We start from the raw sequence: 23361 nt of genomic DNA on the forward strand, positions 1-23361 counted from the left end.
CTTGCCACATGCCGATAAAACAAAACCGCCCGCACCCGGAGGATGCGGACGGCCCGAAACTATCAGGTTGGCGTGACGTTTATTTATAAACGGCAGGCTGCAGCGGAATATCGGCAGGCGGCATGTACTGAGCGGTATCGCAGCCATTGAAGACATAACGGCCACCAACGCGCACCTCATGCGAATAAAGACCCTTGTCACGACCGGGGCCGCCGCCATTCTCATAAGCGAACATGTCGCCCTTGTTAATCTGCCGGAAACGGTAACCGATATCGGCCTTGAGGTTACAGGTGACATCAATGGATGCGCCGGCCATAAGGGCGTAAGCGAAACGCCACTTGCCCCTGCCACCGTGTTCGGTGGTCGGGTCGCAATAGCCCGATCCGTCTGTCGCGCAGGAGGTATTACGCAACTTGTCCCACTTCACGTAGGACGCGCCGATACCGCCGCCGACGTATGGTGTGACGCGGCCGTAGGTACCCAGATCGACATAGGCGTTCGCCATCAGCGTATAAGCCCGCAGCGCGCTTAGGTCGGTCGATACGCACGGCGTTCTGCTTCCCAAAGGACCACCGCCACAAAAACCACTAGTGGAACCGCGGAAATCCGACTTGCCCATATAGTCGAAGGTCAAGTCGCTGCGGAAATAGTTGTTGAACTGATAACCGACACCGGCGCCAATGACATAGCTATCGTCGATCTTCGCAGTATCGAAATCAGCGAGATAGCCACCAGGGCCACCCTGATAATAATTGGCACCACGCAGCTTATTGAAAGAATAACCGACGTCGCCACGCAGATACCAGCCGCTTGCCTGGGTGATCTCCACTTCGGGAGCATAGGTCGGCGCAGGCTCAGCTTGATAAAGATCGGCGGCAATGGCGCTGGTGCCGGTCAGCAGGACGGCCAGAAATCCGGCCAGGGCGTTTTTCATGACTTCCACTCCAGAAGAGGCACGTGCGTTTGCGGCAGCAGATGCCAGTGAACTGTTCAGTCATGGAGATTGACGTAAAATGGTTAAGTCCCGATTAACCACGCTCATTCACTATATTTATTAGTAAATACTCAAAGAAAAAGCCGGCGGAAGGCCGGCTTTTTGCTGATTTATTGTTGCTATGCCTCACGCGGCAGAGCGGGCATTCGCGATGATGCCGGCAAGATCATTGACGATACGCTCCACCTTCGCGCTATCGTCGCCTTCCGCCATCACGCGGATCAGCGGTTCGGTGCCGGAAGGGCGGATGACGAGGCGGCCATTATCGGCAAGCGCACTTTCCGCATCCGCAATTGCCTGCTGCACGACCGGGTTTTCCAGCGGTTTGCCACCGGAGATACGGACATTCTTCAAAAGCTGCGGCACGGGCTCGAACTTGCGACAAACCTCGCTCACCGTGCGGCCGGAGCGCTTGACCTTTGCGAGAACCTGCAATGCCGCAACGAGCCCATCCCCCGTGGTGCCATAATCCGACAGCACGATATGGCCGGACTGCTCACCGCCAACATTGAAATTGTGGTTGCGCATGTGTTCGACCACATAGCGGTCGCCCACCTTGGTGCGGGCAAGGGTGAGGCCCTTGTCGCCAAGAAAACGCTCAAGACCGAGATTGGACATGACAGTTGCGACGATGCCACCGCCGCGGAGCGTGTTGTCTTCGGCCCAGCTGTCGGCGATGACGGCCATCAGCTGGTCGCCATCGACGATCTCACCGCGTTCATCAACGATGATGACGCGGTCCGCATCACCATCCAGCGCAATGCCGATATCGGCCCGCACCTCGTGGACCTTTTTCTGAAGGGCTTCCGGGTGCGTGGAACCGCATTCGAGGTTAATGTTGATGCCGTTCGGCTCGTTGCCGATGGTGACGACCTCCGCGCCGAGTTCCCAGAGAGCCGCGGGCGCCACCTTATAAGCCGCGCCATTGGCGCAGTCGATGGCGATTCGCAGGCCGCTCAATGTCACGTCGCGCGGAAGGGTGCGCTTTACGAACTCGATATAACGATAGATGTCGCCATCGACGCGCTTCGCCCGGCCGATTTCGGCAGGTTTCGCCAGTTGGGCGTAGATATCCTTGTCGAGGAGGTCTTCAATCTCCAGCTCCAGCTCATCGGAAAGCTTGTAACCGTCAGGCCCGAAAAGCTTGATGCCGTTGTCGGAGAAGGGATTGTGCGAGGCCGAGATCATCACGCCGATATCGGCGCGCAGCGAGCGGGTCAGCATGGCGACGGCCGGCGTCGGGATCGGGCCGAGCAGGAAGACATCGAGACCGGCGGCGGTGAAGCCGGCAACCAGGGCGTTTTCCAGCATATAGCCGGAAAGGCGCGTATCCTTGCCGATGACGACACGATGGCGATGATGGCCACGGCGGAAAATCGTCCCGACGGCAATGCCAACCCGCATCGCCAGATCAGGCGTCATGGGGAAGACGTTCGATTGTCCGCGGATACCATCGGTTCCGAAATAACGGCGTGCCATTTTAACTCCAAATCTTTTCCAGCATTCCGGCATAAGCTGAAAACAGCCGGAAGCGTTTTTGGCTAGATGCCACAAACCACGATAAACAGCACGTAAATTACCGCAAAAATGGCTTATATCTTGTTACCAAAATGAAAAGGCCACCCGGAAACCCGGATGGCCTTTTACAATTTCTAACAGACGCGGTCGATCAATGCGGCTGCGGCTCCATGCCGCCTTCGGCTTCACCGTCGCCCTTTGCTTCGCCGTCACCCTTCACTTCACTGGGACCGTCCTTCTTGGTGCCGGCCTTCGGCACTGCGGAACCACGGCTGCCCGGAGAATCGTCGCCCAGATCGCGGGCGGGCTTCTCACCCTTCAGCAGGGCCTTGATCTCGTCACCCGTCAGGGTTTCGTATTCAAGCAGACCCTCGGCAATCGCAACGAAACCATCGTGATTTTCCGTCAGAATGCGGCGAGCCTCGGCATAGGCCTCATCGATAAGGCGGCGAACTTCCGTGTCGATCGTCTGGGCTGTGGCTTCGGAGACGTTCTTCGACTGCGAGACGGAATGGCCAAGGAAAACTTCCTGCTGGTTTTCACCATAGGAGACCTGGCCGAGCGCATCGGAAAAGCCCCATTGCGTCACCATGGCACGGGCAAGCTTGGTTGCCTGCTCGATATCCGAAGACGCGCCCGAGGTAATGTTTTCCTTACCGAAGGTCAGTTCTTCGGCAACGCGGCCACCCATCATGATCACGAGGCGCGACACCATCCACTTGTAGCTCATGGAATAGCGGTCGCCTTCCGGCAGCTGCATCACCATGCCAAGTGCGCGGCCGCGCGGGATGATCGTTGCCTTGTGCAACGGATCGGCCACGGCAACCTTCAGAGCGGTGATGGCATGACCGGCTTCGTGATAGGCAGTCAGCTTCTTTTCGGCCTCGGTCATGGCAGAAGAGCGGCGCTCCGCACCCATCATGATCTTGTCCTTGGCGTCTTCGAATTCCTGCATGGTGACCACGCGCTTGTTGCGGCGGGCGGCCATGAGGGCGGCTTCGTTGACGAGGTTCATCAGGTCCGCACCCGAGAAACCGGGGGTGCCGCGGGCGAGAACCTTGAGATCGACATTCGGCGCCAGCGGCACGTTGCGGATATGCACCTTGAGGATGCGCTCGCGGCCGACGATGTCAGGGTTCGGCACAACGACCTGACGGTCGAAACGGCCGGGACGCAGAAGTGCGGGATCGAGAACATCGGGTCGGTTGGTAGCGGCGATGAGAATGATGCCCTCATTCGCCTCGAAACCGTCCATCTCGACCAGCAGCTGGTTCAGCGTCTGTTCGCGCTCGTCGTTACCGCCGCCGAGGCCGGCGCCACGATGGCGGCCGACGGCGTCGATTTCATCGATGAAGATGATGCAAGGCGCATTCTTCTTTGCCTGCTCGAACATGTCACGCACGCGGCTGGCACCGACGCCAACGAACATTTCCACGAAATCCGAACCGGAAATCGTGAAGAACGGCACATTGGCTTCACCTGCGACGGAACGCGCAAGAAGCGTCTTACCGGTGCCCGGAGGACCAACAAGCAGAACGCCGCGCGGAATCTTGCCGCCGAGGCGCTGGAACTTCTGCGGGTCACGCAGGAATTCCACAATTTCCTCAAGATCCTGCTTGGCTTCATCCACGCCGGCAACGTCGTCAAACGTCACGCGGCCATGGGCTTCCGTCAGGAGCTTGGCCTTGGACTTGCCGAAGCCCATCGCACCGCGCGAACCACCCTGCATCTGCCGCATGAAGAACAGCCAGACGCCAAGAATGAGAAACATCGGCAGAAGCGTGCCGAGATAGCTCAGGAAGCCCGAGGAGCCATCGCTTTCCGGGCGCGCCACAATGGTCACGTTCTTGCTCTGCAAGCGCTCCATCAGGCTATCGTCGATGACGGGGGAATAGGTCTGAAAGGCCGTGCCGTTTTCGGTATAGGTTCCAAGAACCCGGTTACCGGTGACGGTCACGTCGCGAACTCGCCCGGAATCCACGTCGCGGAGAAACTGGGAATACGGAATCTCCCGTGAACCCGTTTGCGTCGGCGACGTCTGGAACATGCTGAACAGCGCGATCAGCAAGAGGGCGATCACGGCCCACAAGGCGAAATTTCTGAAATTTGGGTTCATCGAACTCCCCGAACTCACACGGGCACAACTACTGCCCGCTATTACGTGCCCTTAACATAAGGACGACATCTGCCCTTGCCAAGGCAAAGCGCATTATCTGATGCGTTTTGGTGTAAAAACTGTTCCAAGGCAATTCACGAAAATGAGGCCCGATTTAAACCGGGGGCTGTGGATATGCCGGCCGTCCGAACAAAACAGCGATCGTATTTGCCAACTCAAGGTCGAAGCGTGGCAGAAAAAGATCGAAGGGCGCCAGCCTTGGCGTCACATCGACCGTCAACTCCTCGACCGTTTGCCCCACTTCCGCTGCGGCGATTTGCGGAAGGCCCGATAGCGCCAATCTGGTCACTCCCGGCGGCACCGATGGAAAACCCGCTCCAGTACCAGCCTCCTCCGCGCTGACCCGGACAGGGAAAGGCGACCGGTTTTCCACGATGAAGCGATCATCCCACAGGCCCTTCTGATATGCCTCAAGACGAAGCTCCGGCAGATTTCGTTGCTCGCGGAAGATATATAGCCCACCCCGTCGGCGATCAAGCAGGACACGACCGACTGTCATACGTCCGTAATTGCCGGTTTTGAGGAAGCAAAGAACGCGCTCCATGCTGCCCGCGGCCGGCAGATAGGGCCGCCCGCCGAGACTTGCTATCAGCACTGCCAGCCCGTGCCGGAAATCCGCCCGATCAGGCGACACGCCGTCCGGCTGCAATTTCGCGAGCGCACCAGAAAAGACCTCGGCGTGTGCGCGCAGGAAAACTGCCGTTTTTTCAGAGGATATACGCCTTTTTTCCGCCTCTCCCCCATCGGCCGGAAGCGGAACATCAGGCAAGGCCTGCCGCATGCGAACACGCTCATATCGTGGATTTTCGTTGCTTGGATCGTCGAGCCAGCGCCGCGAACGGGACGACACGTAATCGCGGATCGCCTGCCTTTCACACCTCAGGAATGGCCGCATGATCCAATGGCGCCGAGCGTATAAAACCGCGTCCGCCATGCCGGAAAGGCCGAGATTGTCCTCGCCGCTGTTGCGGGCAGCGCGCATCGCGACGGTTTCCCGCTGATCGCCGGCCGTGTGACCCGTCACCACGAGATCGGCATCGAACGCGACGGCTGCTTCCGCGATAAGCCGGTAGCGGGCAAGACGGGACGCTTCCGAAATGCCGGAGACCGGCTTTAAACCTTCCCACCGGCGTGTGACGTGCGGAATGCCCAGCTCGGCGCAAAGTGTCGCAACCTTGCGGGCCTCATCGGCGGATTCCACTCGCAGAGCGTGATCCACTGTAACGGCAGAAAGCCGAAGCAGATCGCGCCCCTTCTCGGACATCACCTCATGCAATGCCAGCAACAGGCCGGTGGAATCGCTGCCGCCGGAGATTGCGACGAGAATATGCGCAGGTTCGCGGAATTTTTCGACAAAGGACCGTGCGGCCGCAAGCGGCGCAATTGCCTGTTCATTCGGAATGCGGGCATCAACCGGCATGGAAAGACCGCCGCGATGGCAGGGAAAAGATCAGCAGCTCAGCCGCTTCTGTTCACTGGCGACTTTGTTCAGCACGGTCTTCGAGGCATTGGGGTAACGCTTCGGCACCTCGCGCAGCGTGGCGCAGGCCGTTTCGGTATTATCGAGAGCGGCAAGGGACATGCCAAGCTTCATCAGCATTTCCGGAGCCTTCGGAGACTTGCCATAGGCCTGGTGGCCGTTAAGAAAGGTCTTCGCGGCTTCGTTGAACTTGCCCTGGGAATATTGCGCTTCACCCAGCCAGAAGCTCGCATCCGCGGCTTTCGTGCCCTTGGGGTAACCCTGCAGATATTGCTGGAAGCCCTGCTCCGCCAGCTTGTAATCACCGGAAAGGACATGACCGTAAGCGGCCTGGTAGATATCGCCTTCGCTGGTCAGCGCCGCTGTATTGACGGGATCGGTCTTGCGCGTGCTGCTGCCTGTCGTCACGCCGGGAAGGCTGCCGGAAGAATTGTTGGCGCCTGAATTGAGCGTGCCGCCAATAGGCATCCCCTTGGAATCAAGTTCGATCGAACCGAGCGTGGTCTCACCCGGCGCGCCTGTCGGAGCACTGGAGGGAGCAGACGGTGAAACGGAAGCGCCACCCTCGGGTGGCGTTTCGATGATCGTTGCAACGTCGTCGGTCGGGGGCGTCGCCGGACTGACCGGACTTGCCTCCGCCTTCTTTTTCGGCGTTGCTGTAGGACTTCCGCCCTTTCCGCTTTCCAGTTCCTGGAAGCGGAACTCATTGTCTTCCTGCGCCTTGCGGATCGTCTCCTGCATCTGCAAAAGCTGGAAGCTCATTTCCTCGATACGGCCGTTGAGTTGCCGGATCTGTTCTTCAAGCTGCTGAACCCGATAGGCTTCATTGGCCTGAACCCGGACGACCGGGGGCTGCTGCTGAGAATTGATCGTGCCGAAGCTACCCCCCGCACCGAACAGCGGACCCGAAACGGCTGTGCCGCTCAAGCCGGTGCAGGCTGCAAGCCCCAGCATTCCCGCCACGACAAGTTTCTTCATCTCATTCGTCCTGCCTTAACTGATTTGCACCGGAATAGTGCAAGCCGGATTTTTTCCATATCGACCGAAAAAGCAACTTAACTTCGGCCAAACTATGAAAAAAACAAAAGGCGGCCCGAAGACCGCCCTTTATTTACGTTCACAAAAACGTCAGGCGATTACATGCCTGCGCCGCCGAGAACCGTGACCGCGCGACGGTTCTGCGACCAGCAGGAAATGTCGTCGCAAACCGCGACCGGGCGTTCCTTGCCGTAGGAGATCGTCTTCATGCGGCTTGCCGGAACACCCTGAGAGGCCAGGAAGTCGCGGGTTGCTGCCGCACGGCGGGCGCCGAGTGCCAGGTTGTATTCACGCGTGCCGCGCTCGTCGGCATGGCCTTCAACCGTGATGGCGTAGTTCGGGTAACGGGCAAGCCACTGTGCCTGGCGCTGCAGGGTCTGCTGGGCGTCGGCGCGGATCGAGGTGGAGTCCGTGTCGAAGAAGATGCGGTCGCCGACATTGACCGTGAAGTCCTGCTGGGAGCCCGGCGTTGCAGAGCCTGCGCCACCAAGGCCGAGTTCACCGGCGCTGTTCGGCATGTTCTTCTTGTTCGCGCAGCCTGCGAGAGCAAGCGCGAGCGTCATGGCGATGACAGCCGGGTTACGGGCCAGTTTCTGCATGGGGCTGAGTGCCGAAATATGTGTACGGCTCATCGCCGGTCTCTCCTTAGGATTTCAATAACGTTGCCGGACACTAACTGATCGCGGTTAATAGCCGGCAAACGCTTATGGTTAACAGAAAGGAAATGTCCCAGTTTTTTGCTCCCTCACAACACTTTGCGGCAAGAAAGAGGCACATTTCCCTGTGGTATGCTTAAAACATCACGGCACCGGTTCAAGCCGGCGCCGTGATGGCAGTCATATCAGTCCAGAAGCGGCGACCAGGCCGGGTCTGAAGCGAAGGTCGGTGTCTTGATGAGCTGTTCATTATAGCCCGTCAGATCGATCGAATAGAGCTGCGGACCGCCCGCACCCGCGTTCTGGCGGAAGAACATCAGTACGCGGCCATTCGGTGCCCAGGTTGGCCCTTCATTGTGGAAGCCGCTGGTCAGGATTCGTTCGCCCGAACCATCCGTCTTCATCACACCGATCGAGAACTTGCCGCCAGACTGCTTGGTGAAGGCAATCAGATCGCCGCGCGGGGACCATACCGGCGTGGAATAGGAACCATCGCCGAAGGAAATGCGCTGCTGGCCGGAACCATCGGCATTCATGACGTAAATCTGCTGGCGGCCGCCACGGTCACTTTCAAAGGCAACACGCTGACCGTCAGGCGAATAGGACGGGGCCGTATCGATCGCCGACGTGTTGGTCAGGCGTGTCGTGGTACGAGAGCGCAGATCCATGGTGTAGATATTGGCGTTGCCATCCTGCTGAAGGCTCATGATCACCTTCTGCCCGTCAGGCGAAAAGCGCGGCGAGAACGTCATGCCTGGGAAGTTGCCGACGACTTCACGCTGTCCGGTTTCCAGCTGCAGCAGATAAACGCGTGGCTGCTGGCCTTCAAAGGACATGTAGGTGACTTCCTGGCGGCTCGGCGAAAAACGCGGTGTCAGGACGATGTCGTTCGAGTTGGTCAGGTTGCGGACGTTGAAACCGTCCTGGTCCATGATCGACAGCTGCCGCTTGCGGGCCGTCTTCGGACCACTCTCGGAAACAAAAACGACGCGGGTATCGAAATAACCCTTTTCACCGGTGATGCTTTCATAGATCGCATCCGCGATGATGTGGGCGACGCGACGCCAATTTTCTGGCTGGGTGAAGAACTGCTGGCCCGCCATCTGCTTATTTGCAAATGTGTCCCACAGACGGAATTCCGCACGTAAGCGACCATCCCCTTCGCGCGTCACGCGACCCGTCACAAGCGCCTGCGCGTTAATGACTTTCCAGTCCTCGAAACGCGGCTGCTGATCCGGATTGCTGATCTTCTCGATAAAAGCATTCTTGTTGATCGGCGCAAAGAGACCGGACCGTTGGAGGTCGGCTGCAATAACGGCAGAAACCTGCGCGCCGATCCCGTCTCCGGATATGAAATCCGTGATGGCGATGGGCAGCGGCTGTACATTGCCCTTGTTGATGTTGATTTGAACTTCCGCATTGGCAGGCACGACAGCAACCAGCGAAAACAACATGCCCGTTGCAACCATGAGGGCGCGGAGGACAGAATTCTTGATCATTGAAACAAGCCTTTCAGCTTCTTACGAAAATGGGACAGATATTTCAGACGCATAGTGTCGACTCCAGAATCTGTCGGCTTAAGTCGCGAAATCGGAGGCGTCGAAGTTGAAAACGATCGTGTTCCAACCCTTTTCGCCATCATATTTCTCGGGCGGTAAGTTCTGCAAAGGCGATGAGCGCAGAACGGCACGCCGGGTGCTGCTCTCCACTGCACGGCGGGTACCTTCAGGACCACCCGATGCCGTTACCTCCGGCTCGCCCACCACGTTCCCCGCCTTATCCAGCGAAACCCGGACCTGCACCCTTACCTCGGCTACTCCCGTCAGGCCGGCGACCATCGACCAGTTCTTCTGAACCTGGCCTCTGACATTGTCCATTTCGCTGGCGCTCAATCCCGTACCGATGGTCTTCTTGCCGCCAAGAGACGCCGTCTGGGTGGAGCGCTTTGCGCCGCCGCCCGAAGGTGCCTGCTTGTTAAGCAGCGCAGAAATTTCGTCGGCGTTAAATTCACTCGCCTGAGAGGAAGCAGATTTCGCCGTCTCCTGCTTCTTCTCACCGGGTTTCTTATCCGAAGGCTTGTCCGTGGACTTGGCCTGATCGGGCTTCTTCTCAGCTGGTTTTTCGGCTGGTTTCTGCTCGGCGGGCTTCGTCTCGGCCTGTTTCGGCTCTTCGGGCTTGGGTGGCTCAGGCCTGGAATTCGGGCGCGGAATGTTCTGCGGCACGGGGATTTCGGCCGGTTCCTGCGTTGCCGGCGGAGGCTCTTCCGCTTTGGTTTCCTGCGGTGGCGGCTCGGTCTTCGGCTGCGGTGTAATCTCAGGCTTCGTCTGCGGCAGGGCGGCCATTTCCTGCTGCTTCGGAGCCGAGGTTTCTTCCTTGACGATCTCCTTCACGTCGTTCGCTTTCGTATCGACGGTCGGAAGTGGCTTTTCCTGTTTGGGCGGGGCGGCCGCACTCATATTGTCGTTTGGCTTGGTCGTCGGCGTCGGCGGCGCCTCTATATCTGCCGTATTGTTACCGACATTCTGAGAGTTCTCGATGATATCAGGCCGGGTCGTCGGAACAGGAGCAGATTTTTCCGCCTTCGGAGCGTTCTTATCACCCTGCTGGATCTGGGTTAGCTCTTTAACATTCACCAGCTCCACCGGCAGTGCCTCAGCCTGAGACACGTCGAGGGGTTCCGGCGAGCCCAGGGAGACAAGGGCGAAAGCCAGAAGCGACGCATGCACGATCGCGGATGTGGTAAGGCTGCCCTTCATCGCTTTACGTCAATTGTCCTGTTTCTGCTGGGTCACAAGCCCGATATTTTTGAAACCGGCCGCCTGGATACGCGCCATCACATCCGCAACGACGCCATAGGCGGCAACGGAATCCGCGCGCACGAAAATGCGTTCGTTATAGCCGGTCGTGGCGATTGCCTGCAGCTTGTCCGCCACTTCAGCCGCCTGGATTTCCGTTTCCTGCAAATGGATCTGGCCATTGGCATTGACGGAAATGGTGATCGGTTGCGTGTCCGAATTCAACGCATTGGCGGAGGTCTGCGGCAGGTCGATCGGCACGCCGACAGTCATCATAGGCGCCGCCACCATGAAGATGATGAGCAGCACGAGCATGACGTCGACCAGCGGCGTCACGTTGATTTCGCTGATCGCGCCGCCTCTGCGCCGTCCGCCGCGTCCACCCCGGCGTCCGCCGGAACCGCCGCCGCTGCCACCTGCTGACATACCCATATCATCTACTCCGTTTTGCCTTGCGGCAAATCACTCGACGGCATTGCAGTCGGCCGCTTACTGGGCGGCCTGCCGTGTCTGAAGTTTTTCATCGATCTGTCGCGACAGGATTGCCGAAAATTCGTCGGCGAAACCTTCCATTCGGGCGGAAAGCTTGTGCGCGTCAGCCGTGAACTTGTTGTAGGCGATAACCGCGGGAATAGCCGCGACAAGGCCGATCGCGGTGGCAAGAAGCGCTTCCGCGATACCGGGAGCCACGACCGCGAGGTTGGTGGACTTCGAACCGGCAATCGCCTGGAACGAGGTCATGATACCGACAACCGTGCCGAAGAGACCGATAAAGGGGCCGGCCGAACCGATGGTGGCGAGCGAGCCGAGGCGCGCCTCGTATTGTTCGCTTTCCCGCGCCATGGTCACGTCCATTGCCCGGTCGATACGCATCTGCAGGCCGATGGGCGAACGTGCGCCACGCTCGAAGGATTTTTTCCATTCGCGCATGGCCGAAACGAAAATTGCGGCCAGACCGCCATTCTGGCGCTCCGCCAGCGTCCGATAGAGCTCTTCAAGAGACTGGCCCGACCAGAACACCTGTTCGAACTGGTCGAACTGGCGCCTCGCCTTGCCGAAGCTCACATATTTGTCGAAGACGATTGCCCACGTCCAGACCGAGGCGGCGATAAGCCCGATCATCACGAGCTTAACGATGAGGCCCGCCTGCATAAACAGCGCCCAGAGACTTACATCATGCGTCGCCGCTGCCAAACCTGCCTGTTCCATAAATATCCAATCCCCGAATCCAAACGCCCGGTACGGGACCGGGCGATTCAAACGCGTGTTAACGCTCGAAGTCCTGCGGCAACAGCCGCCAACCCCTTAGCCATACCCCGATACTTGCCAGTAAGCCTTACTTGCCAATAAATTTGGTGAAAGGAAGGCGTGCGCTGCACAAATGCCAGTTGCTAAAGTAAGACACCATTATGGTTAAAGGAGTGTTACAACCCGGCCACGCCCGGCGGATTTACTGATCCGGCCCGTCAATTACTTCAGAAATTTTTCCGCCACCGTCTCGGGAAGACGCCTTGGCCGGCCATTGGCATTGATGACGGCTATGATGACCTTGGCGGCGACGAGCAGCGTTTCACCGCGCCTGATTTCCTGATTAAGCACCATTTTCGCGCCCCCGGCCTTCTCGGTGATGGTTGTCACCGTCAGCACGTCGTCCATCCGGGCGGGGCTTTTAAAATCGATCTCCATGCGATGCACGACGAAGACCAGACCTTCTTCATCAGCGGTCAGAAGCGCACTTTGTTCGCAGCCGAGGCAACGCAGGTAATCGGTACGGCCCCGCTCAAGAAAATGCAGGTACCGCGCGTGATAAACCAGGCCGGAAAAATCGGTATCCTCGTAATAGACGCGTTGCATCAGGCGGTGACCGTGTTCGATCAGTTCACCCGACAGCGAAACCAAAAGCTCGCTCATAATGTCTCCTTGGGATTTTCAGTAGCGTCGGAGCGGCCCTCGCGGACAATCAGATGCTCGTGCCGCAGGGGCAACGCCTCGATGCACTCTGCGATGAAGCGCGGGCGCAGATCGTTCCTGATCAGCGCGGAAGTTCGTGAAGGCAGCCAGCGGAATTCGACCTCGATGCCATCCATCACCCTGTGGACGATGTGGTTTTCATGGAATGGCAGGGGATGGCCCAGCGAAACGAGATAATAAAATCCCAATTCATGGGCCGAATAACCGTCATAGGCGAAAAAGTTTTCGGCCGACCATAAAAGGCGCTCCACCGAACACGTCCGATCAAGCTCCTCACCGATCTCGCGAACAATGGTCTGCTCGGAGCTTTCACCGATTTCAGCCCGACCGCCAGGCAAGGCCCAGTAGTCATCCCCTGCGCCACGCTGCACCAGAAGATGATCACTCTGAAAAATGAGGGCTGCCACGCGCATGCTGAAAAGCTGCGGTCTGCGATCCAACCGGATCATGTGACGTTGGGGCGGAGAGGTCATTTATCGTCCAGATCGCCGTCGTGCCAGACAAGGTGTCGCGTGGCCCTGGGCAGGTTCTCTATTTCGTCGGCGATGAAATAGGGGGGAATATCGAGCTCCGTCAATGCCTGCCGGGTTGCCGCGACCCAGCGAAACTCAAGCTCGTTATCGCCATCCTGAACACGGTGAATAATGTCGGTGGGATGAAAGGCAAGCGTTTGCGGCAGGTCCATCAGGTAATAAAAGCCGAGTTCGTGCCAGTCCTTGCCTTCGTAATGGAAGAAATTTTCGACCGCCCAGAGAAGCCGCCCGATCTTGGCTTCCACACCGAGCTCCTCGACCATTTCTCGCGCCAGCGTTTCTTCTGAGCGCTCACCCATTTCGGCACGCCCGCCTGGAAAGGTCCAGAATTTTTCATGTGTGGCCCGGTGCACCAGGACGTGGCCATCGCGGAAGGCCAGCCCCGCGACCCGCATCTGGAAAATGCGCTTCGGCTTGAACTTGATGCGGATGCGGGTGTCCTGCTTGGTATCGTGTGTCATTGGGCGGGCCTGCGGGCTGGAAACATCAAATCGGTTTCCGTCCACCCTAATGCATCCATCTCGTCTTTTCTCGCCTTTGCATCATCTCCCACAATGAATTCATCCAGTTGCGGCGGCTTGACCGGGGTCCCGGACAGCATCGCATGCGCCTGCCCGCGATGATGCGTCTGGTGCTGGAAGAGATGCGACAGAACGTCGTCGCAGCGATCCTGCTGGATACGCCTGCCGCGGTGGATATTGACAATAGCGGCGAGGCGATCTTCATCGAGCCCGTCGACAAGAGCGATCAACACCTCGTCAAGCTCTGTCTGGGCGCCTTGCAACGCCAGCATGTTGGCAAAGGGTTCCTCTACGGCAAAGGCGGCCAGTCCCAGTGTGCCGCCCTGCAACGCATCGATATAAAAGCGGTCGACAGTGTAGATATGATTGAGCGTCGCACGCAGCGTCGGGAAGAAACTGATGCGGCGGGCAACAAACGCCTCCTGCGAAAGCTGGAGACAGGCTTGATGCAGCCGGTAATTGGCGAGCCGGTTGTTGCGCGCAAGTTTGCGGAAAACCCGCAGCGGATCATAAGGCATCGGCATCCCTCCCGTAACACCTAACGGCGTCGTTCAATCGGTGCGTTCGAGCTCTGATCTGCTTTTCAGAACCTTGCCGCCATCTTCCTGTTCGATGAGATAAGCGGGTTCGTCTTTGCTGGCCTTACGCTTTATCGTGGAACCGGAAATCGTTCTTTCGACATCTTCGGTGAAGACTTCAAGGATTTTCCCTTCACCTGTACCCGTGCCCCAGTTCCAGCGGACCTTCGTACCCTTGCGATATCCAGACATGACCATCTCCGTGCCAAAGACGATCAAAGCCGGCAAGGCGGGTTTGTTCCCCTCAATCGTCCTCAAGCGTGAGCCGGAACTGTGCTGCCTCGAGATCCTTCGGCGGCTGCATGCCCAGATGTTTCCAGGCCGTGGCGGTCAGGATACGCCCGCGCGGCGTGCGCTGGATGAAACCCTGCTGGATCATATAGGGCTCGATGATATCCTCGATCGCGTCGCGCGGCTCCGACAGTCCGGCAGCAATGGTCTCGATGCCGACCGGGCCTCCGCCAAAATTGACGGCGATCATGGTCAGATACCGCATGTCCAGCTGGTCAAGACCCATATTATCCACCAGCAGCCGCGTCAAAGCCTCGTCGGCGATATCCCGGGTAACGGCTTCCGCCCGTGCCACCTCGGCAAAGTCGCGCACCCGGCGCAGAAGCCGTCCGGCAATGCGGGGCGTGCCACGCGCCCGCCTCGCCACTTCGCGGGCACCCTCATCCGTCATGTTGAGACCCATCAGCCGCGCACCGCGACGGACGATAAGTTCCAGTTCATCAACCGTGTAAAAGGACAAACGCACGGGAATGCCGAAACGGTCGCGCAGCGGTGTCGTCAAGAGGCCGAGGCGGGTGGTGGCGGCGACAAGCGTGAATTTGGAAAGATCGATCTTCACCGAACGCGCCGCCGGGCCTTCCCCGATGATCAGATCGAGCTGGAAATCCTCCATCGCCGGATACAGGATTTCTTCCACGGCCGGGTTGAGGCGATGAATTTCATCGATGAAGAGAACATCGCGCTCTTCAAGATTGGTCAGGAGCGCGGCGAGATCGCCCGCCTTGGCGATTACCGGCCCTGAGGTGGACTTGAAGTTTACTCCAAGCTCCTTGGCCATGATCTGCGCCAGCGTGGTCTTGCCGAGGCCGGGCGGACCGACGAACAGCACGTGATCCAACGCCTCGCCACGATTCTTGGCGGCCTCGATGAAGACCTTGAGATTGGCGCGCGCCTCCGCCTGCCCGGTAAAGTCGTCCAGCGACTGCGGGCGCAGGGTGGTGTCGATGTCCTCACCGCGCTTTTCCGGGGTGATCAGTCTTTCCGCATCGCTCATTCAGGGCATTCCATTATTTCTAGAATTCATGAGGTCGTCTTCGCCGCTATAACATGGCTGTCGCGCCAGGGCCCGTCACGAAATTCAACACCGCATCCGGACGCTTGTGTAACGCGCTCACCTTACCGTGAAAGCTCCTTCAGCCCCAGCCGGATCAGCTTGGCGCTATCCGCGCCCTCACCGCCATTTTTCAGCGCCGCGGCGACCGCATTGGCGGCCTGGTCACGCGAATAGCCGAGATTGGTGAGTGCAGATACGGCGTCCGCCACCGGCGCGGAGGCTACACCCTCCCCGAGTTCCTGCTTCAGTCCGATAGCCCCGGACGCCTCGCCCGCGAAAGCCGGGGCCTTGTTGCGCAATTCGGTCACGAGGCGCACGGCCACTTTGGGCCCAACCCCCGGCGCACGCGATATTGACGCCTTGTCCTGCAGCGCTATGGCATTGGCAAGCTCGGTGGGCGACAGGGTGGAAAGCACCGCAAGAGCGACTTTCGATCCGACGCCCTGCACGCTCTGCAAAAGGTTGAACCATTCCCGCTCCAGCGCCGAAAGAAAGCCGAAAAGCTTGAGCTGGTCCTCTCGTACATAGGTTTCGATGAAGAGGATCACGGCCTCTCCGACGGAGCCTATTTTCGACAGCGTGCGCGCCGAACAATAGGCGACGTAACAGACGCCATGCACATCCACCAACACGTAATCCGTGCCGATTTCCTCGATGCTGCCCTTCAGTTTTCCGATCATGATCGCGCCCGCTGAAATGAGACTTAAAATTAACCGGCCGCCAGCAGCCGACGCATCCTGTCACCGCCGCGATTATGGGCGTGGCAGATTGCGATCGCGAGGGCGTCCGCCGCATCGTTACCCTTGAACTCGGCCTTCGGCATCAGGATTTTCAGCATCATGTGAATTTGCTGCTTTTCACCATGCCCCACGCCGATGACAGCTTTTTTCACGGCGTTCGGCGCATATTCGAACACCGGCAAACCGGCACGCGCCGGAACAAGCATGGCAATGCCGCGCGCCTGTCCGAGTTTCAGCGTGGCCACCGCGTCCTTGTTGACGAAAGTCTGCTCCACAGCCGCCTCATCGGGCTGATGGCTGTGCACGATTTCCGCCAGGCCGTCATGAAGCTGGCAAAGCCGGGAGGCGAGATCCATGTCGCCATCTGAAGTCACCGTGCCGGAAGCGACGAAACGCAGGCTGTTTCCCAATGTGTCAATCACGCCCCAGCCGGTGCGCCGTAGTCCGGGGTCGATGCCGATGATCCGAATCGTCTTTTGCATGAGGTACCTTATCTTTCCGGCCGCGAGACTGCCAGCGATAAGTGAACAAAACGACAACATTCCCGGATACAGACGTCAAGTCAGGACCAAAGTTGTGCCAGTACCGACCTTTGGCAAAGGCCAATTTTTTTGATCCATCCTTCAATTCTACGCGACTTGTCTGGTAAATCCGTAGACGCGCCTTACATCCGCTGCAAAGACCCAGATTACGCAGGAGCGTCGGATGATCCCCTTTTCCCTTCTCGATCTTTCGCCCATCGGCGAAGGCGAGAGCGTCAGCGCGGCGCTCGAAAACTCCCGCCGGATGGCGATCAAGGCTGAAGAACAAGGTTATAACCGCATATGGCTGGCCGAACATCACGGCATGCCGGGCATCGCAAGCGCCGCGACGTCGCTCGTTATCGCCCATGTGGGTGCGGCCACGAAACATATCCGCGTCGGCTCGGGCGGTATCATGCTTCCCAACCACTCCCCGCTCGTCATTGCCGAACAGTTCGGGACGCTTGCAGCACTTCTGCCCGGCCGGGTCGATCTTGGCCTGGGCCGCGCCCCCGGAACGGATATGCGCACCGCACGGGCGCTGCGCCGTAATCTCGACGCCGGTGCGGAAAATTTCCCGCACGACATCGTCGAATTGCAAAGATATCTCGGCCCGCCCCAGCAGGATCAGGCGATCCTCGCCGTACCCGGCATGAATTCGAACGTGCCTATCTGGCTGCTCGGTTCCAGCACCTATAGTGCGCATCTGGCCGCAGCCCTTGGCCTGCCCTATTCCTTCGCATCTCATTTTGCCCCTGACATGCTGATGGAAGCGATCCATATCTATCGCGAGCGTTTCCAGCCCTCCGAGGTGCTGGACAAGCCCTATGTGATGGTGGGCGTGATGGGTGTAGGCGCCGATACCAACGAGGAGGCACAGCATCTCTTTACCTCGTCACAGCAGCAATTCGTCAATCTGCGGCGCAATGTGCGCACGCAGTTCCCGAAGCCCGTGCACAGCATGGAAGGCTACTGGAACGAGATGGAGCGCTTCTCCGTGGAGCACACGTTGCGTTTTGCCGCCGTTGGCGCGCCTGAAACGATCCAGCGTCATCTCGACGGTTTTCTGGCTGAAACACAGGCGGATGAACTGATTGTCTCGATGCCGATCCACGACATCGAAAAGCGGCTGCGGTCGGTCGAGATTTTCGCCGACGTGCGGACATCCATCAAAAAGGCCGCCTAAACAAAAAGCCCCGGAGCGGATCGCTGCCGGGGCTTTTTTTAGGAACGTAAAAACGTCAGGCGGAAAGCTTGGCGAGAATTTCTTCCGACACTTCGAAGTTCGAATAGACGTTCTGCACGTCGTCATCGTCTTCGAGGTTGTCGATGAGTTTCATCAGCGACTGTGCCTTTTCTTCATCTACCGGTACCGTGTTCTGCGGCTTCCAGATGGCCTTGACGCTTTCGGCTTCGCCCAGCACGCCTTCCAGCGCCTTGGATACCTCGTTCATCGCTTCGAAACCGCAGATGATGATGTGGCCGTCTTCGGAAGATTCAACATCGTCCGCACCGGCCTCGATGGCCGCTTCCATCACCTTGTCTGCATCGCCGACTTCCGCCTTGTAGGAAATCTCGCCGACACGGTCGAAGGAGAAGGAGACCGATCCGGTTTCACCCAGCGCACCACCAGCCTTGGTGAAGATGGATCGTACATTGGAGGCAGTGCGGTTACGGTTGTCTGTAAGCGCCTCGACGATGACGGCGACGCCGCCAGGGCCGTAGCCTTCGTAGCGGACCTCATCATAGTTCTCGCCTTCGGCACCCGCAGCCTTCTTGATGGCACGTTCGATATTGTCTTTCGGCATGGACTGGGCCTTGGCGTTCTGGATGGCCAGACGCAGGCGCGGGTTCATGTTCGGGTCGGGCATGCCCGTCTTGGCCGCAACGGTGATTTCGCGCGCAAGCTTGGAAAACATTTTGGACCGCACGGAGTCCTGCTTGCCCTTGCGGTGCATGATGTTCTTGAACTGTGAATGACCAGCCATGGAAAACCTGATTTATCGTAATTTGGAGATTGCGGGCCTTATAAGTGCGATAGGCTCATCGTTCAAGCCCGCAGGCGCTTTCTCTTGCCGCAACAACAGAAGGAACTGATTTATCCGCTCTTCGTTCTGATCATGAACGCGACGGAGAAGGCCATCTTGTCCACTCCGCCGCAGCCCCAAACCGGAAGGAGAAGACATATGGTCAGCCTGACTGAAGCAAGAGAAGCCCCGGCCCGCCAGCTCTGGGACGAGATCAATTCCGTCCATGCCGGCATGCTCGGCCTTGAGGGCCTGCACAGTCACATGCAGCCTATGGCGCCCCACGCTGACCCCAAGACCAACACGATCTGGTTTTTTTCCAAAAAAGACACTGATCTGGTAAAATCGCTCAAATCCGGATCCCGTGCGCATTTCTGCCTCGTGGGCAAGGATCATGATTATCACGCCTGCCTTTCGGGCGTACTCGAAGCGCGCGATGACAAATCCAAGATCGACGAATACTGGAATTCAGTCACCGCCGCCTGGTACGAGCACGGCAAGAGCGATCCGCAACTAACGATGCTGGCGTTGCATGTCGATGATGCCGATATCTGGGCTTCGACGGACAGTACGCTGAAATTCGGCTGGGAAATCGCCAAGGCAAACATGTCGGATGACAAGACGCCCGACGTCGGCGTTCGCCAGCACCTCACCTTCGCCTGAGAACCCGCTCCCCGAGCCTTTCCCCGCCCGTCGCCATTTACATGCCTTTCGGCACCAGTATCTGCGGCTGGCGGGGAAGGTTTCTCATCGAGACTCGGATGACCGGATCGCTCGCATAGGCGATAGCGAAATTTTCGCCAAACATAGTCAGAAACTGCTCCAGCGGCGGGCCGGTGCGATGCATCGGCAGGATCAGCGCAGAGCGCAGGCGCTTGACCACCCTGCTCATGCTGTCGGCCCCCATGGTCAGACCACCATCGACAGGCACCATCAACACATCCAGGCGGCCGATCTCGGCATAATGCGTGTCCGTCAACTCATGATGCAGATGGCCGAGATGGCCAATACACAGCCCGGCAACCTCGAAGATGAAGATGGAATTGCCGTTTTCCTGAAAAGACTCATAATCTCCCCAGCGGTTGCGGATGTCGGTTGAGACATTGCGGATGTAAACGTCGCCCACGAGCACCTTGTGCTCGGCTTTTTCTCCCGGCGTATCGCTCCAGCCATGCAGCACATATTGAATGGCCGGGTCCGGATTGAGGGTGAAATGTGTTGAATGCGCCCGGTTCATGGTCACCACCGTCGGCATGACGGGAGGGCGATAGACGCCGTTATAATCCGTGGCAATCGTTACCCCGCCGGGACTTTCGATCAGGTAGGTGGAGTGGCCGATGAAGCTGATTTTCACCTCTTCCTTCGCCGTGGCCTGAGCCAACTGAACATTGCGCGCATCGAAGCGCGCGAACATCACGCCCGGAATGGCGCTGGCGATCGCCTGGCACTGGCTGACGGGAGGACGGCTCGCCGACTGGGAAAAGGCCGCTCCCGAACAGGCGATCAGTCCTGTTACTGCAAGCATTAGCACGCGCAACATCATGCCACTCCCCTGAACTTGCGAAGCTGAGAGGATGGGACAGGTTTTGCCGAGCGTCCAGTTACATCAGCAACTGAAGGCTAGCACTCTCGTCATTGTGAACGCTTCGGCGGGATCAAACCCAGAAGGAAGGCAGCGTTTCCGAAAGTCGCGGCCCGATGCGCAGCGGCGCAATTTTTTCCGCAAGCCCAGTCCGGTCGGAAATCTCCACCCCGACACCGCAGATCGTGGCAGGCCCGCTCGCTGCCTCAAAGCGGCCCTTCGGCATCTTGGAGATAAAGCGGTTGATCGGCTCTTCCTTGTCCATTCCGAGGGAACTGTCATAATCGCCGCACATGCCCGCATCCGACATGTAGGCGGTTCCGCCGTTCAATATCTGTGCGTCAGCTGTCGGAACATGGGTGTGGGTGCCGACGACGAAGCTTGCACGGCCATCCACGAAATGTCCGAAGCACTGTTTCTCGCTGGTCGCCTCGGCGTGAAAATCGAAGATGATGGCATCCGCCTGTTCCTTCAGCGGGCAGGCAGCAAGAATGCTTTCCGCCGACTTGAAGGGGTCGTCCAGCTCCGGATGCATGAAGACCCGCCCCATGATGTTGGCGACCAATATGCGTGCGCCGTTGCGGGCATAAAAAATGCCCGAGCCCTTGCCCGGCGTACCCTCGGGGTAATTGGCGGGCCGCAGGAACTGGTCATGGCGCTCGCAGAAGGAAACCGCCTCTTTCTGATCCCAGACGTGATTGCCGGTGGTGACAACATCGGCACCGGCATTGATGGTCTCGAGATAGATATCCTCGGTGATACCGAAACCACCAGCAGCATTCTCACCGTTGACGATGACGAAATCCAGCTTCAGATCGGAAATCAGCCCCGGCAATCGCTCCCAGACAGCCGTGCGTCCGGTCTTGCCAACCATGTCTCCGAGAAAAAGAAGCCTCATTCACCCGCCCCGATCTTGCGCATGTTTCGATATTTCGTCCCCTCTAACGGGTAATCCATCTTTTAAAAAGTGCTAAAGCGCCTTTTGCTCACTATCGGAGATCGACAACGGGGCTGAAAACCAGCGCAGACCGCTTTCTGTCAGAATGGCGTGAAGCGAGACATCGTGCGGCTCCGCGGGGATGTCTGCCACTTCCTGGCAGTCAAAGGCGACACCGATGAGAACGGGCTGTTTGCCCTTGGCGTGCAACCGCGCGATGGCGCGGTCATAATGGCCTGCGCCATAACCAACCCGTTGCCCGTGTCCGTCGAAGACGGACAGGGGTACGAGCAGTATATCGGGATCGAGAAGCTCCGCCTCCTCACCCGGACCGGTCGTGCCGAAGCCAGTCTTCACCAGCGGCGTATCCCTCTCGAAAGCCCTGAAGACAATGGTTTCACGATCCAGCACAACGGGAAGGACGAGACGTCCACCCCTCACCCGCAACGCTTCCATCAGCGGACGGGTATCCGCCTCCGAGCGGATCGGCATGAAGCCGGAGATGACGGTCCCCGGCACAAGGGGAATATCCGCGGCACCGTGGGCGGTAATGAACCGGCTCTTCTCGTGCCGTTCCGCCAGTGTCAGAGCATCTCGCGCGGCGAGCCGTTCGCCGCGCAACCTTGCTTTTTCGGCAACGTCACCGGGCATCAGGCGGCCCGGCTCACGAGAACCTTGTCGATGCGGTGACCATCAAGGTCGATGACCTCGAAACGCCAGCCGTTGCGGGTTACATGTTCACCCAGTTCCGGCAGGCGACGGAACTCGTCCAGGACAAGTCCGGCGACGGTCTCGAACTCGGCGTCCTCATTGATCTGGAAGCCCATGCGATAAGCGAACTCATCGGCAGGCATCCAGCCGGCAACGAGGAACGAACCGTCCTCGCGCTCGACCATGGCCGGCTCTTCGTCGTCATCTTCCTGAAAGGCACCGGTAATGGCCTCAAGCACGTCGCCGGAGCTGATGATACCTTCGAAATGGCCGTACTCGTCATAAACGAGGACCATGTGCACGGTGGAGCGACGCAGCGACTGGATGACGTCAACGGCGCTCGTCAGGTCGGACACGACGGGCACCTCGCGCAGAAGCTCACGAATGTTGAGCTCCTTGCCGGAGGCCAGCGCATCGAAGGCGTCCTTGGCGAAAAGCACGCCAAGAATTTCGTCGGACGCGCCGTTGCGCACCGGCAGACGCGAACGCTGCGTCCCGCGAAGCTGCTCGCGGATTTCCTCGGCGCTGTCTTCGATATCGACCACTTCCACGTCGCGACGCGGCGTCATCAGGCCGCGCGCGTTGCGGTCAGCAAGGCGCATGACGCTGGTGATCATCGCCGATTCTTCGGTCTCGATCACGCCGGCGCTATGGGCTTCGGCCAGGACGGTGCGAATTTCATCGTCGGTAACCGACGCGTTGGATTCGCCACTATGGCCGAGAAGCGCCAGAATGGCCTTACCCGACCGGTCGAGCAGCCACACCAGCGGCGCGCCGACCTTGGACAGTAGCATCATGGTAGGCGCAACACGCGCGGCAATCTTTTCAGGATCGCGCAACGCAATCTGCTTTGGCACCAGTTCCCCGACGATCAGTGACAGGTAAGTAATGGCGACGACGACCGAGCCGACGCCAATTGCATCGGCCGCACGGTCAGGAACACCCTGCTCCAGAAGCCACGCCGTAAAGCGGGCACCGAGCGTGGCGCCGGAAAATGCGCCCGAGAGGACGCCGACCAGCGTGATGCCGATCTGCACTGTAGAAAGAAAGCGTCCGGGGTTTTCGGAAAGGCTGAGCGCCTGTGTGGCGCCCTTGCTGCCTTGCGTGGCAAGCACCTTTAGCCTCGCCGGTCTGGAGGAGACAACGGCAAGCTCGGACATGGCAAGCACACCGTTCAATACGGTGAGCAGGACCACGATCATAATTTCAGTAAACAAGTTTAGCTCTTTGGGCTGTTG

At 58.7% G+C, this 23361-nt stretch carries 25 protein-coding genes; 2 read left to right on the forward strand and 23 right to left on the reverse strand.

Going from position 1 to position 23361, the window contains the following annotated elements; translation table 11 throughout:
• Positions 1-79: 79 nt before the first annotated feature.
• The 18 genes from K7A42_RS24920 to ruvC all read right to left on the reverse strand — a co-directional run bounded on the left by K7A42_RS24920 (position 80) and on the right by ruvC (position 16827).
• A complete protein-coding gene (locus tag K7A42_RS24920) occupies positions 80-934 on the reverse strand; it encodes an outer membrane protein (RefSeq protein WP_142182419.1) in 855 nt (284 codons plus the stop codon).
• Positions 935-1120: 186 nt separating this feature from the next.
• The gene (gene glmM / locus K7A42_RS24925) at positions 1121-2473 is read right to left on the reverse strand and encodes a phosphoglucosamine mutase (protein ID WP_282456080.1); all 1353 of its coding nucleotides are present in this window, start codon (positions 2471-2473) and stop codon (positions 1121-1123) included.
• 190 nt (positions 2474-2663) lie between these two features.
• Positions 2664-4628 (reverse strand): ATP-dependent zinc metalloprotease FtsH, encoded by a 1965-nt coding sequence (ftsH, locus tag K7A42_RS24930; protein ID WP_004445722.1) that lies wholly within the window; start codon positions 4626-4628, stop codon positions 2664-2666.
• Between the two features lie 154 nt (positions 4629-4782).
• Positions 4783-6108, reverse strand: coding sequence for a tRNA lysidine(34) synthetase TilS (gene tilS / locus K7A42_RS24935; RefSeq protein WP_282456081.1), 1326 nt, complete (start codon positions 6106-6108; stop codon positions 4783-4785).
• Positions 6109-6138: 30 nt separating this feature from the next.
• Entirely contained in the window at positions 6139-7146 is a 1008-nt protein-coding gene (gene ybgF, locus K7A42_RS24940) for a tol-pal system protein YbgF (protein WP_282456082.1), read from the reverse strand.
• A 158-nt stretch (positions 7147-7304) separates the two neighbouring features.
• Positions 7305-7838 carry a peptidoglycan-associated lipoprotein Pal gene (pal, locus tag K7A42_RS24945; protein WP_004445728.1) on the reverse strand — a complete coding sequence of 178 codons (534 nt, stop codon included), beginning with the start codon at positions 7836-7838 and terminating at the stop codon, positions 7305-7307.
• 209 nt (positions 7839-8047) lie between these two features.
• On the reverse strand, positions 8048-9361 hold the full coding sequence (tolB, locus tag K7A42_RS24950) for a Tol-Pal system beta propeller repeat protein TolB (protein WP_006697167.1): 1314 nt from the start codon (positions 9359-9361) through the stop codon (positions 8048-8050).
• A 78-nt stretch (positions 9362-9439) separates the two neighbouring features.
• A complete protein-coding gene (locus K7A42_RS24955; RefSeq protein ID WP_282456083.1) occupies positions 9440-10618 on the reverse strand; it encodes a hypothetical protein in 1179 nt (392 codons plus the stop codon).
• Between the two features lie 9 nt (positions 10619-10627).
• Positions 10628-11089 carry a protein TolR gene (gene tolR, locus K7A42_RS24960; protein WP_004445732.1) on the reverse strand — a complete coding sequence of 154 codons (462 nt, stop codon included), beginning with the start codon at positions 11087-11089 and terminating at the stop codon, positions 10628-10630.
• 57 nt (positions 11090-11146) lie between these two features.
• Positions 11147-11866: a protein TolQ gene (gene tolQ / locus K7A42_RS24965; RefSeq protein ID WP_003523238.1), complete on the reverse strand. Its 720-nt coding sequence runs from the start codon at positions 11864-11866 to the stop codon at positions 11147-11149.
• 261 nt (positions 11867-12127) lie between these two features.
• Positions 12128-12568, reverse strand: a complete 441-nt coding sequence (ybgC, locus tag K7A42_RS24970) for a tol-pal system-associated acyl-CoA thioesterase (RefSeq protein WP_004445735.1) — start codon at positions 12566-12568, stop codon at positions 12128-12130.
• Complete coding sequence (locus tag K7A42_RS24975; RefSeq protein WP_282456084.1) at positions 12565-13101, reverse strand: NUDIX hydrolase; 537 nt, start codon at positions 13099-13101, stop codon at positions 12565-12567. The genes ybgC and K7A42_RS24975 overlap by 4 nt, the downstream gene beginning before the upstream one ends.
• Positions 13098-13622, reverse strand: coding sequence for an NUDIX hydrolase (locus tag K7A42_RS24980; protein ID WP_034497288.1), 525 nt, complete (start codon positions 13620-13622; stop codon positions 13098-13100). The genes K7A42_RS24975 and K7A42_RS24980 overlap by 4 nt, the downstream gene beginning before the upstream one ends.
• Entirely contained in the window at positions 13619-14200 is a 582-nt protein-coding gene (locus K7A42_RS24985; protein ID WP_004445740.1) for a DinB family protein, read from the reverse strand. Before K7A42_RS24985 ends, K7A42_RS24980 begins: the two co-directional genes overlap by 4 nt.
• A gap of 33 nt (positions 14201-14233) precedes the next feature.
• Positions 14234-14452 (reverse strand): DUF2945 domain-containing protein, encoded by a 219-nt coding sequence (locus tag K7A42_RS24990; protein WP_004445742.1) that lies wholly within the window; start codon positions 14450-14452, stop codon positions 14234-14236.
• A gap of 52 nt (positions 14453-14504) precedes the next feature.
• A complete protein-coding gene (ruvB, locus tag K7A42_RS24995; RefSeq protein ID WP_282456085.1) occupies positions 14505-15545 on the reverse strand; it encodes a Holliday junction branch migration DNA helicase RuvB in 1041 nt (346 codons plus the stop codon).
• Positions 15546-15667: 122 nt separating this feature from the next.
• Complete coding sequence (ruvA, locus tag K7A42_RS25000; protein WP_004445745.1) at positions 15668-16285, reverse strand: Holliday junction branch migration protein RuvA; 618 nt, start codon at positions 16283-16285, stop codon at positions 15668-15670.
• A gap of 29 nt (positions 16286-16314) precedes the next feature.
• Complete coding sequence (gene ruvC, locus K7A42_RS25005; RefSeq protein ID WP_004445748.1) at positions 16315-16827, reverse strand: crossover junction endodeoxyribonuclease RuvC; 513 nt, start codon at positions 16825-16827, stop codon at positions 16315-16317.
• Between the two features lie 223 nt (positions 16828-17050).
• Between ruvC and K7A42_RS25010 the strand changes: the two genes are divergently transcribed.
• Positions 17051-18052: an LLM class flavin-dependent oxidoreductase gene (locus K7A42_RS25010; RefSeq protein WP_282456086.1), complete on the forward strand. Its 1002-nt coding sequence runs from the start codon at positions 17051-17053 to the stop codon at positions 18050-18052.
• A 55-nt stretch (positions 18053-18107) separates the two neighbouring features.
• Here K7A42_RS25010 and K7A42_RS25015 read toward each other — a convergent pair whose 3' ends face one another.
• A complete protein-coding gene (locus K7A42_RS25015; RefSeq protein WP_004445751.1) occupies positions 18108-18854 on the reverse strand; it encodes a YebC/PmpR family DNA-binding transcriptional regulator in 747 nt (248 codons plus the stop codon).
• A 198-nt stretch (positions 18855-19052) separates the two neighbouring features.
• On the opposite strand from K7A42_RS25015, the gene K7A42_RS25020 reads away from it, so the two are divergent.
• The gene (locus tag K7A42_RS25020; RefSeq protein ID WP_004445753.1) at positions 19053-19556 is read left to right on the forward strand and encodes a pyridoxamine 5'-phosphate oxidase family protein; all 504 of its coding nucleotides are present in this window, start codon (positions 19053-19055) and stop codon (positions 19554-19556) included.
• A gap of 37 nt (positions 19557-19593) precedes the next feature.
• Here the strand turns inward: K7A42_RS25020 and K7A42_RS25025 are convergent, their stop codons facing one another.
• From K7A42_RS25025 to K7A42_RS25040, 4 genes are all read right to left on the reverse strand, one after another.
• The gene (locus K7A42_RS25025; protein WP_072493294.1) at positions 19594-20436 is read right to left on the reverse strand and encodes an MBL fold metallo-hydrolase; all 843 of its coding nucleotides are present in this window, start codon (positions 20434-20436) and stop codon (positions 19594-19596) included.
• Positions 20437-20548: 112 nt separating this feature from the next.
• Positions 20549-21373 (reverse strand): TIGR00282 family metallophosphoesterase, encoded by an 825-nt coding sequence (locus K7A42_RS25030; RefSeq protein ID WP_004445757.1) that lies wholly within the window; start codon positions 21371-21373, stop codon positions 20549-20551.
• Positions 21374-21445: 72 nt separating this feature from the next.
• Positions 21446-22063 (reverse strand): 5-formyltetrahydrofolate cyclo-ligase, encoded by a 618-nt coding sequence (locus K7A42_RS25035; RefSeq protein WP_282456087.1) that lies wholly within the window; start codon positions 22061-22063, stop codon positions 21446-21448.
• Positions 22063-23325 (reverse strand): hemolysin family protein, encoded by a 1263-nt coding sequence (locus tag K7A42_RS25040; RefSeq protein WP_004445761.1) that lies wholly within the window; start codon positions 23323-23325, stop codon positions 22063-22065. Before K7A42_RS25040 ends, K7A42_RS25035 begins: the two co-directional genes overlap by 1 nt.
• Between the last annotated feature and the right edge of the window lie 36 nt (positions 23326-23361).

The sequence above is a fragment of the Agrobacterium sp. InxBP2 genome (assembly GCF_026191755.1).
GTDB lineage: Bacteria > Pseudomonadota > Alphaproteobacteria > Rhizobiales > Rhizobiaceae > Agrobacterium > Agrobacterium pusense.

What these genes read in the sequence shown, in the direction of transcription:
- K7A42_RS25030 (WP_004445757.1), bottom strand. Translation starts at nt 21,373, where the DNA reads ATGAGGCTTCTTTTTCTCGGAGACATGGTTGGCAAGACCGGACGCACG.
- ybgF (WP_282456082.1), bottom strand. Translation starts at nt 7,146, where the DNA reads ATGAAGAAACTTGTCGTGGCGGGAATGCTGGGGCTTGCAGCCTGCACC.
- K7A42_RS25035 (WP_282456087.1), bottom strand. Translation starts at nt 22,063, where the DNA reads ATGCCCGGTGACGTTGCCGAAAAAGCAAGGTTGCGCGGCGAACGGCTC.
- ybgC (WP_004445735.1), bottom strand. Translation starts at nt 12,568, where the DNA reads ATGAGCGAGCTTTTGGTTTCGCTGTCGGGTGAACTGATCGAACACGGT.
- tolR (WP_004445732.1), bottom strand. Translation starts at nt 11,089, where the DNA reads ATGGGTATGTCAGCAGGTGGCAGCGGCGGCGGTTCCGGCGGACGCCGG.
- ruvB (WP_282456085.1), bottom strand. Translation starts at nt 15,545, where the DNA reads ATGAGCGATGCGGAAAGACTGATCACCCCGGAAAAGCGCGGTGAGGAC.
- K7A42_RS25010 (WP_282456086.1), top strand. Translation starts at nt 17,051, where the DNA reads ATGATCCCCTTTTCCCTTCTCGATCTTTCGCCCATCGGCGAAGGCGAG.
- glmM (WP_282456080.1), bottom strand. Translation starts at nt 2,473, where the DNA reads ATGGCACGCCGTTATTTCGGAACCGATGGTATCCGCGGACAATCGAAC.
- tolQ (WP_003523238.1), bottom strand. Translation starts at nt 11,866, where the DNA reads ATGGAACAGGCAGGTTTGGCAGCGGCGACGCATGATGTAAGTCTCTGG.
- pal (WP_004445728.1), bottom strand. Translation starts at nt 7,838, where the DNA reads ATGAGCCGTACACATATTTCGGCACTCAGCCCCATGCAGAAACTGGCC.
- ftsH (WP_004445722.1), bottom strand. Translation starts at nt 4,628, where the DNA reads ATGAACCCAAATTTCAGAAATTTCGCCTTGTGGGCCGTGATCGCCCTC.
- K7A42_RS24990 (WP_004445742.1), bottom strand. Translation starts at nt 14,452, where the DNA reads ATGTCTGGATATCGCAAGGGTACGAAGGTCCGCTGGAACTGGGGCACG.
- ruvC (WP_004445748.1), bottom strand. Translation starts at nt 16,827, where the DNA reads ATGCAAAAGACGATTCGGATCATCGGCATCGACCCCGGACTACGGCGC.
- tolB (WP_006697167.1), bottom strand. Translation starts at nt 9,361, where the DNA reads ATGATCAAGAATTCTGTCCTCCGCGCCCTCATGGTTGCAACGGGCATG.
- K7A42_RS25015 (WP_004445751.1), bottom strand. Translation starts at nt 18,854, where the DNA reads ATGGCTGGTCATTCACAGTTCAAGAACATCATGCACCGCAAGGGCAAG.
- K7A42_RS24920 (WP_142182419.1), bottom strand. Translation starts at nt 934, where the DNA reads ATGAAAAACGCCCTGGCCGGATTTCTGGCCGTCCTGCTGACCGGCACC.
- K7A42_RS24985 (WP_004445740.1), bottom strand. Translation starts at nt 14,200, where the DNA reads ATGCCTTATGATCCGCTGCGGGTTTTCCGCAAACTTGCGCGCAACAAC.
- K7A42_RS24955 (WP_282456083.1), bottom strand. Translation starts at nt 10,618, where the DNA reads ATGAAGGGCAGCCTTACCACATCCGCGATCGTGCATGCGTCGCTTCTG.
- K7A42_RS25025 (WP_072493294.1), bottom strand. Translation starts at nt 20,436, where the DNA reads ATGATGTTGCGCGTGCTAATGCTTGCAGTAACAGGACTGATCGCCTGT.
- ruvA (WP_004445745.1), bottom strand. Translation starts at nt 16,285, where the DNA reads ATGATCGGAAAACTGAAGGGCAGCATCGAGGAAATCGGCACGGATTAC.
- tilS (WP_282456081.1), bottom strand. Translation starts at nt 6,108, where the DNA reads ATGCCGGTTGATGCCCGCATTCCGAATGAACAGGCAATTGCGCCGCTT.
- K7A42_RS25020 (WP_004445753.1), top strand. Translation starts at nt 19,053, where the DNA reads ATGGTCAGCCTGACTGAAGCAAGAGAAGCCCCGGCCCGCCAGCTCTGG.
- K7A42_RS24980 (WP_034497288.1), bottom strand. Translation starts at nt 13,622, where the DNA reads ATGACACACGATACCAAGCAGGACACCCGCATCCGCATCAAGTTCAAG.
- K7A42_RS25040 (WP_004445761.1), bottom strand. Translation starts at nt 23,325, where the DNA reads ATGATCGTGGTCCTGCTCACCGTATTGAACGGTGTGCTTGCCATGTCC.
- K7A42_RS24975 (WP_282456084.1), bottom strand. Translation starts at nt 13,101, where the DNA reads ATGACCTCTCCGCCCCAACGTCACATGATCCGGTTGGATCGCAGACCG.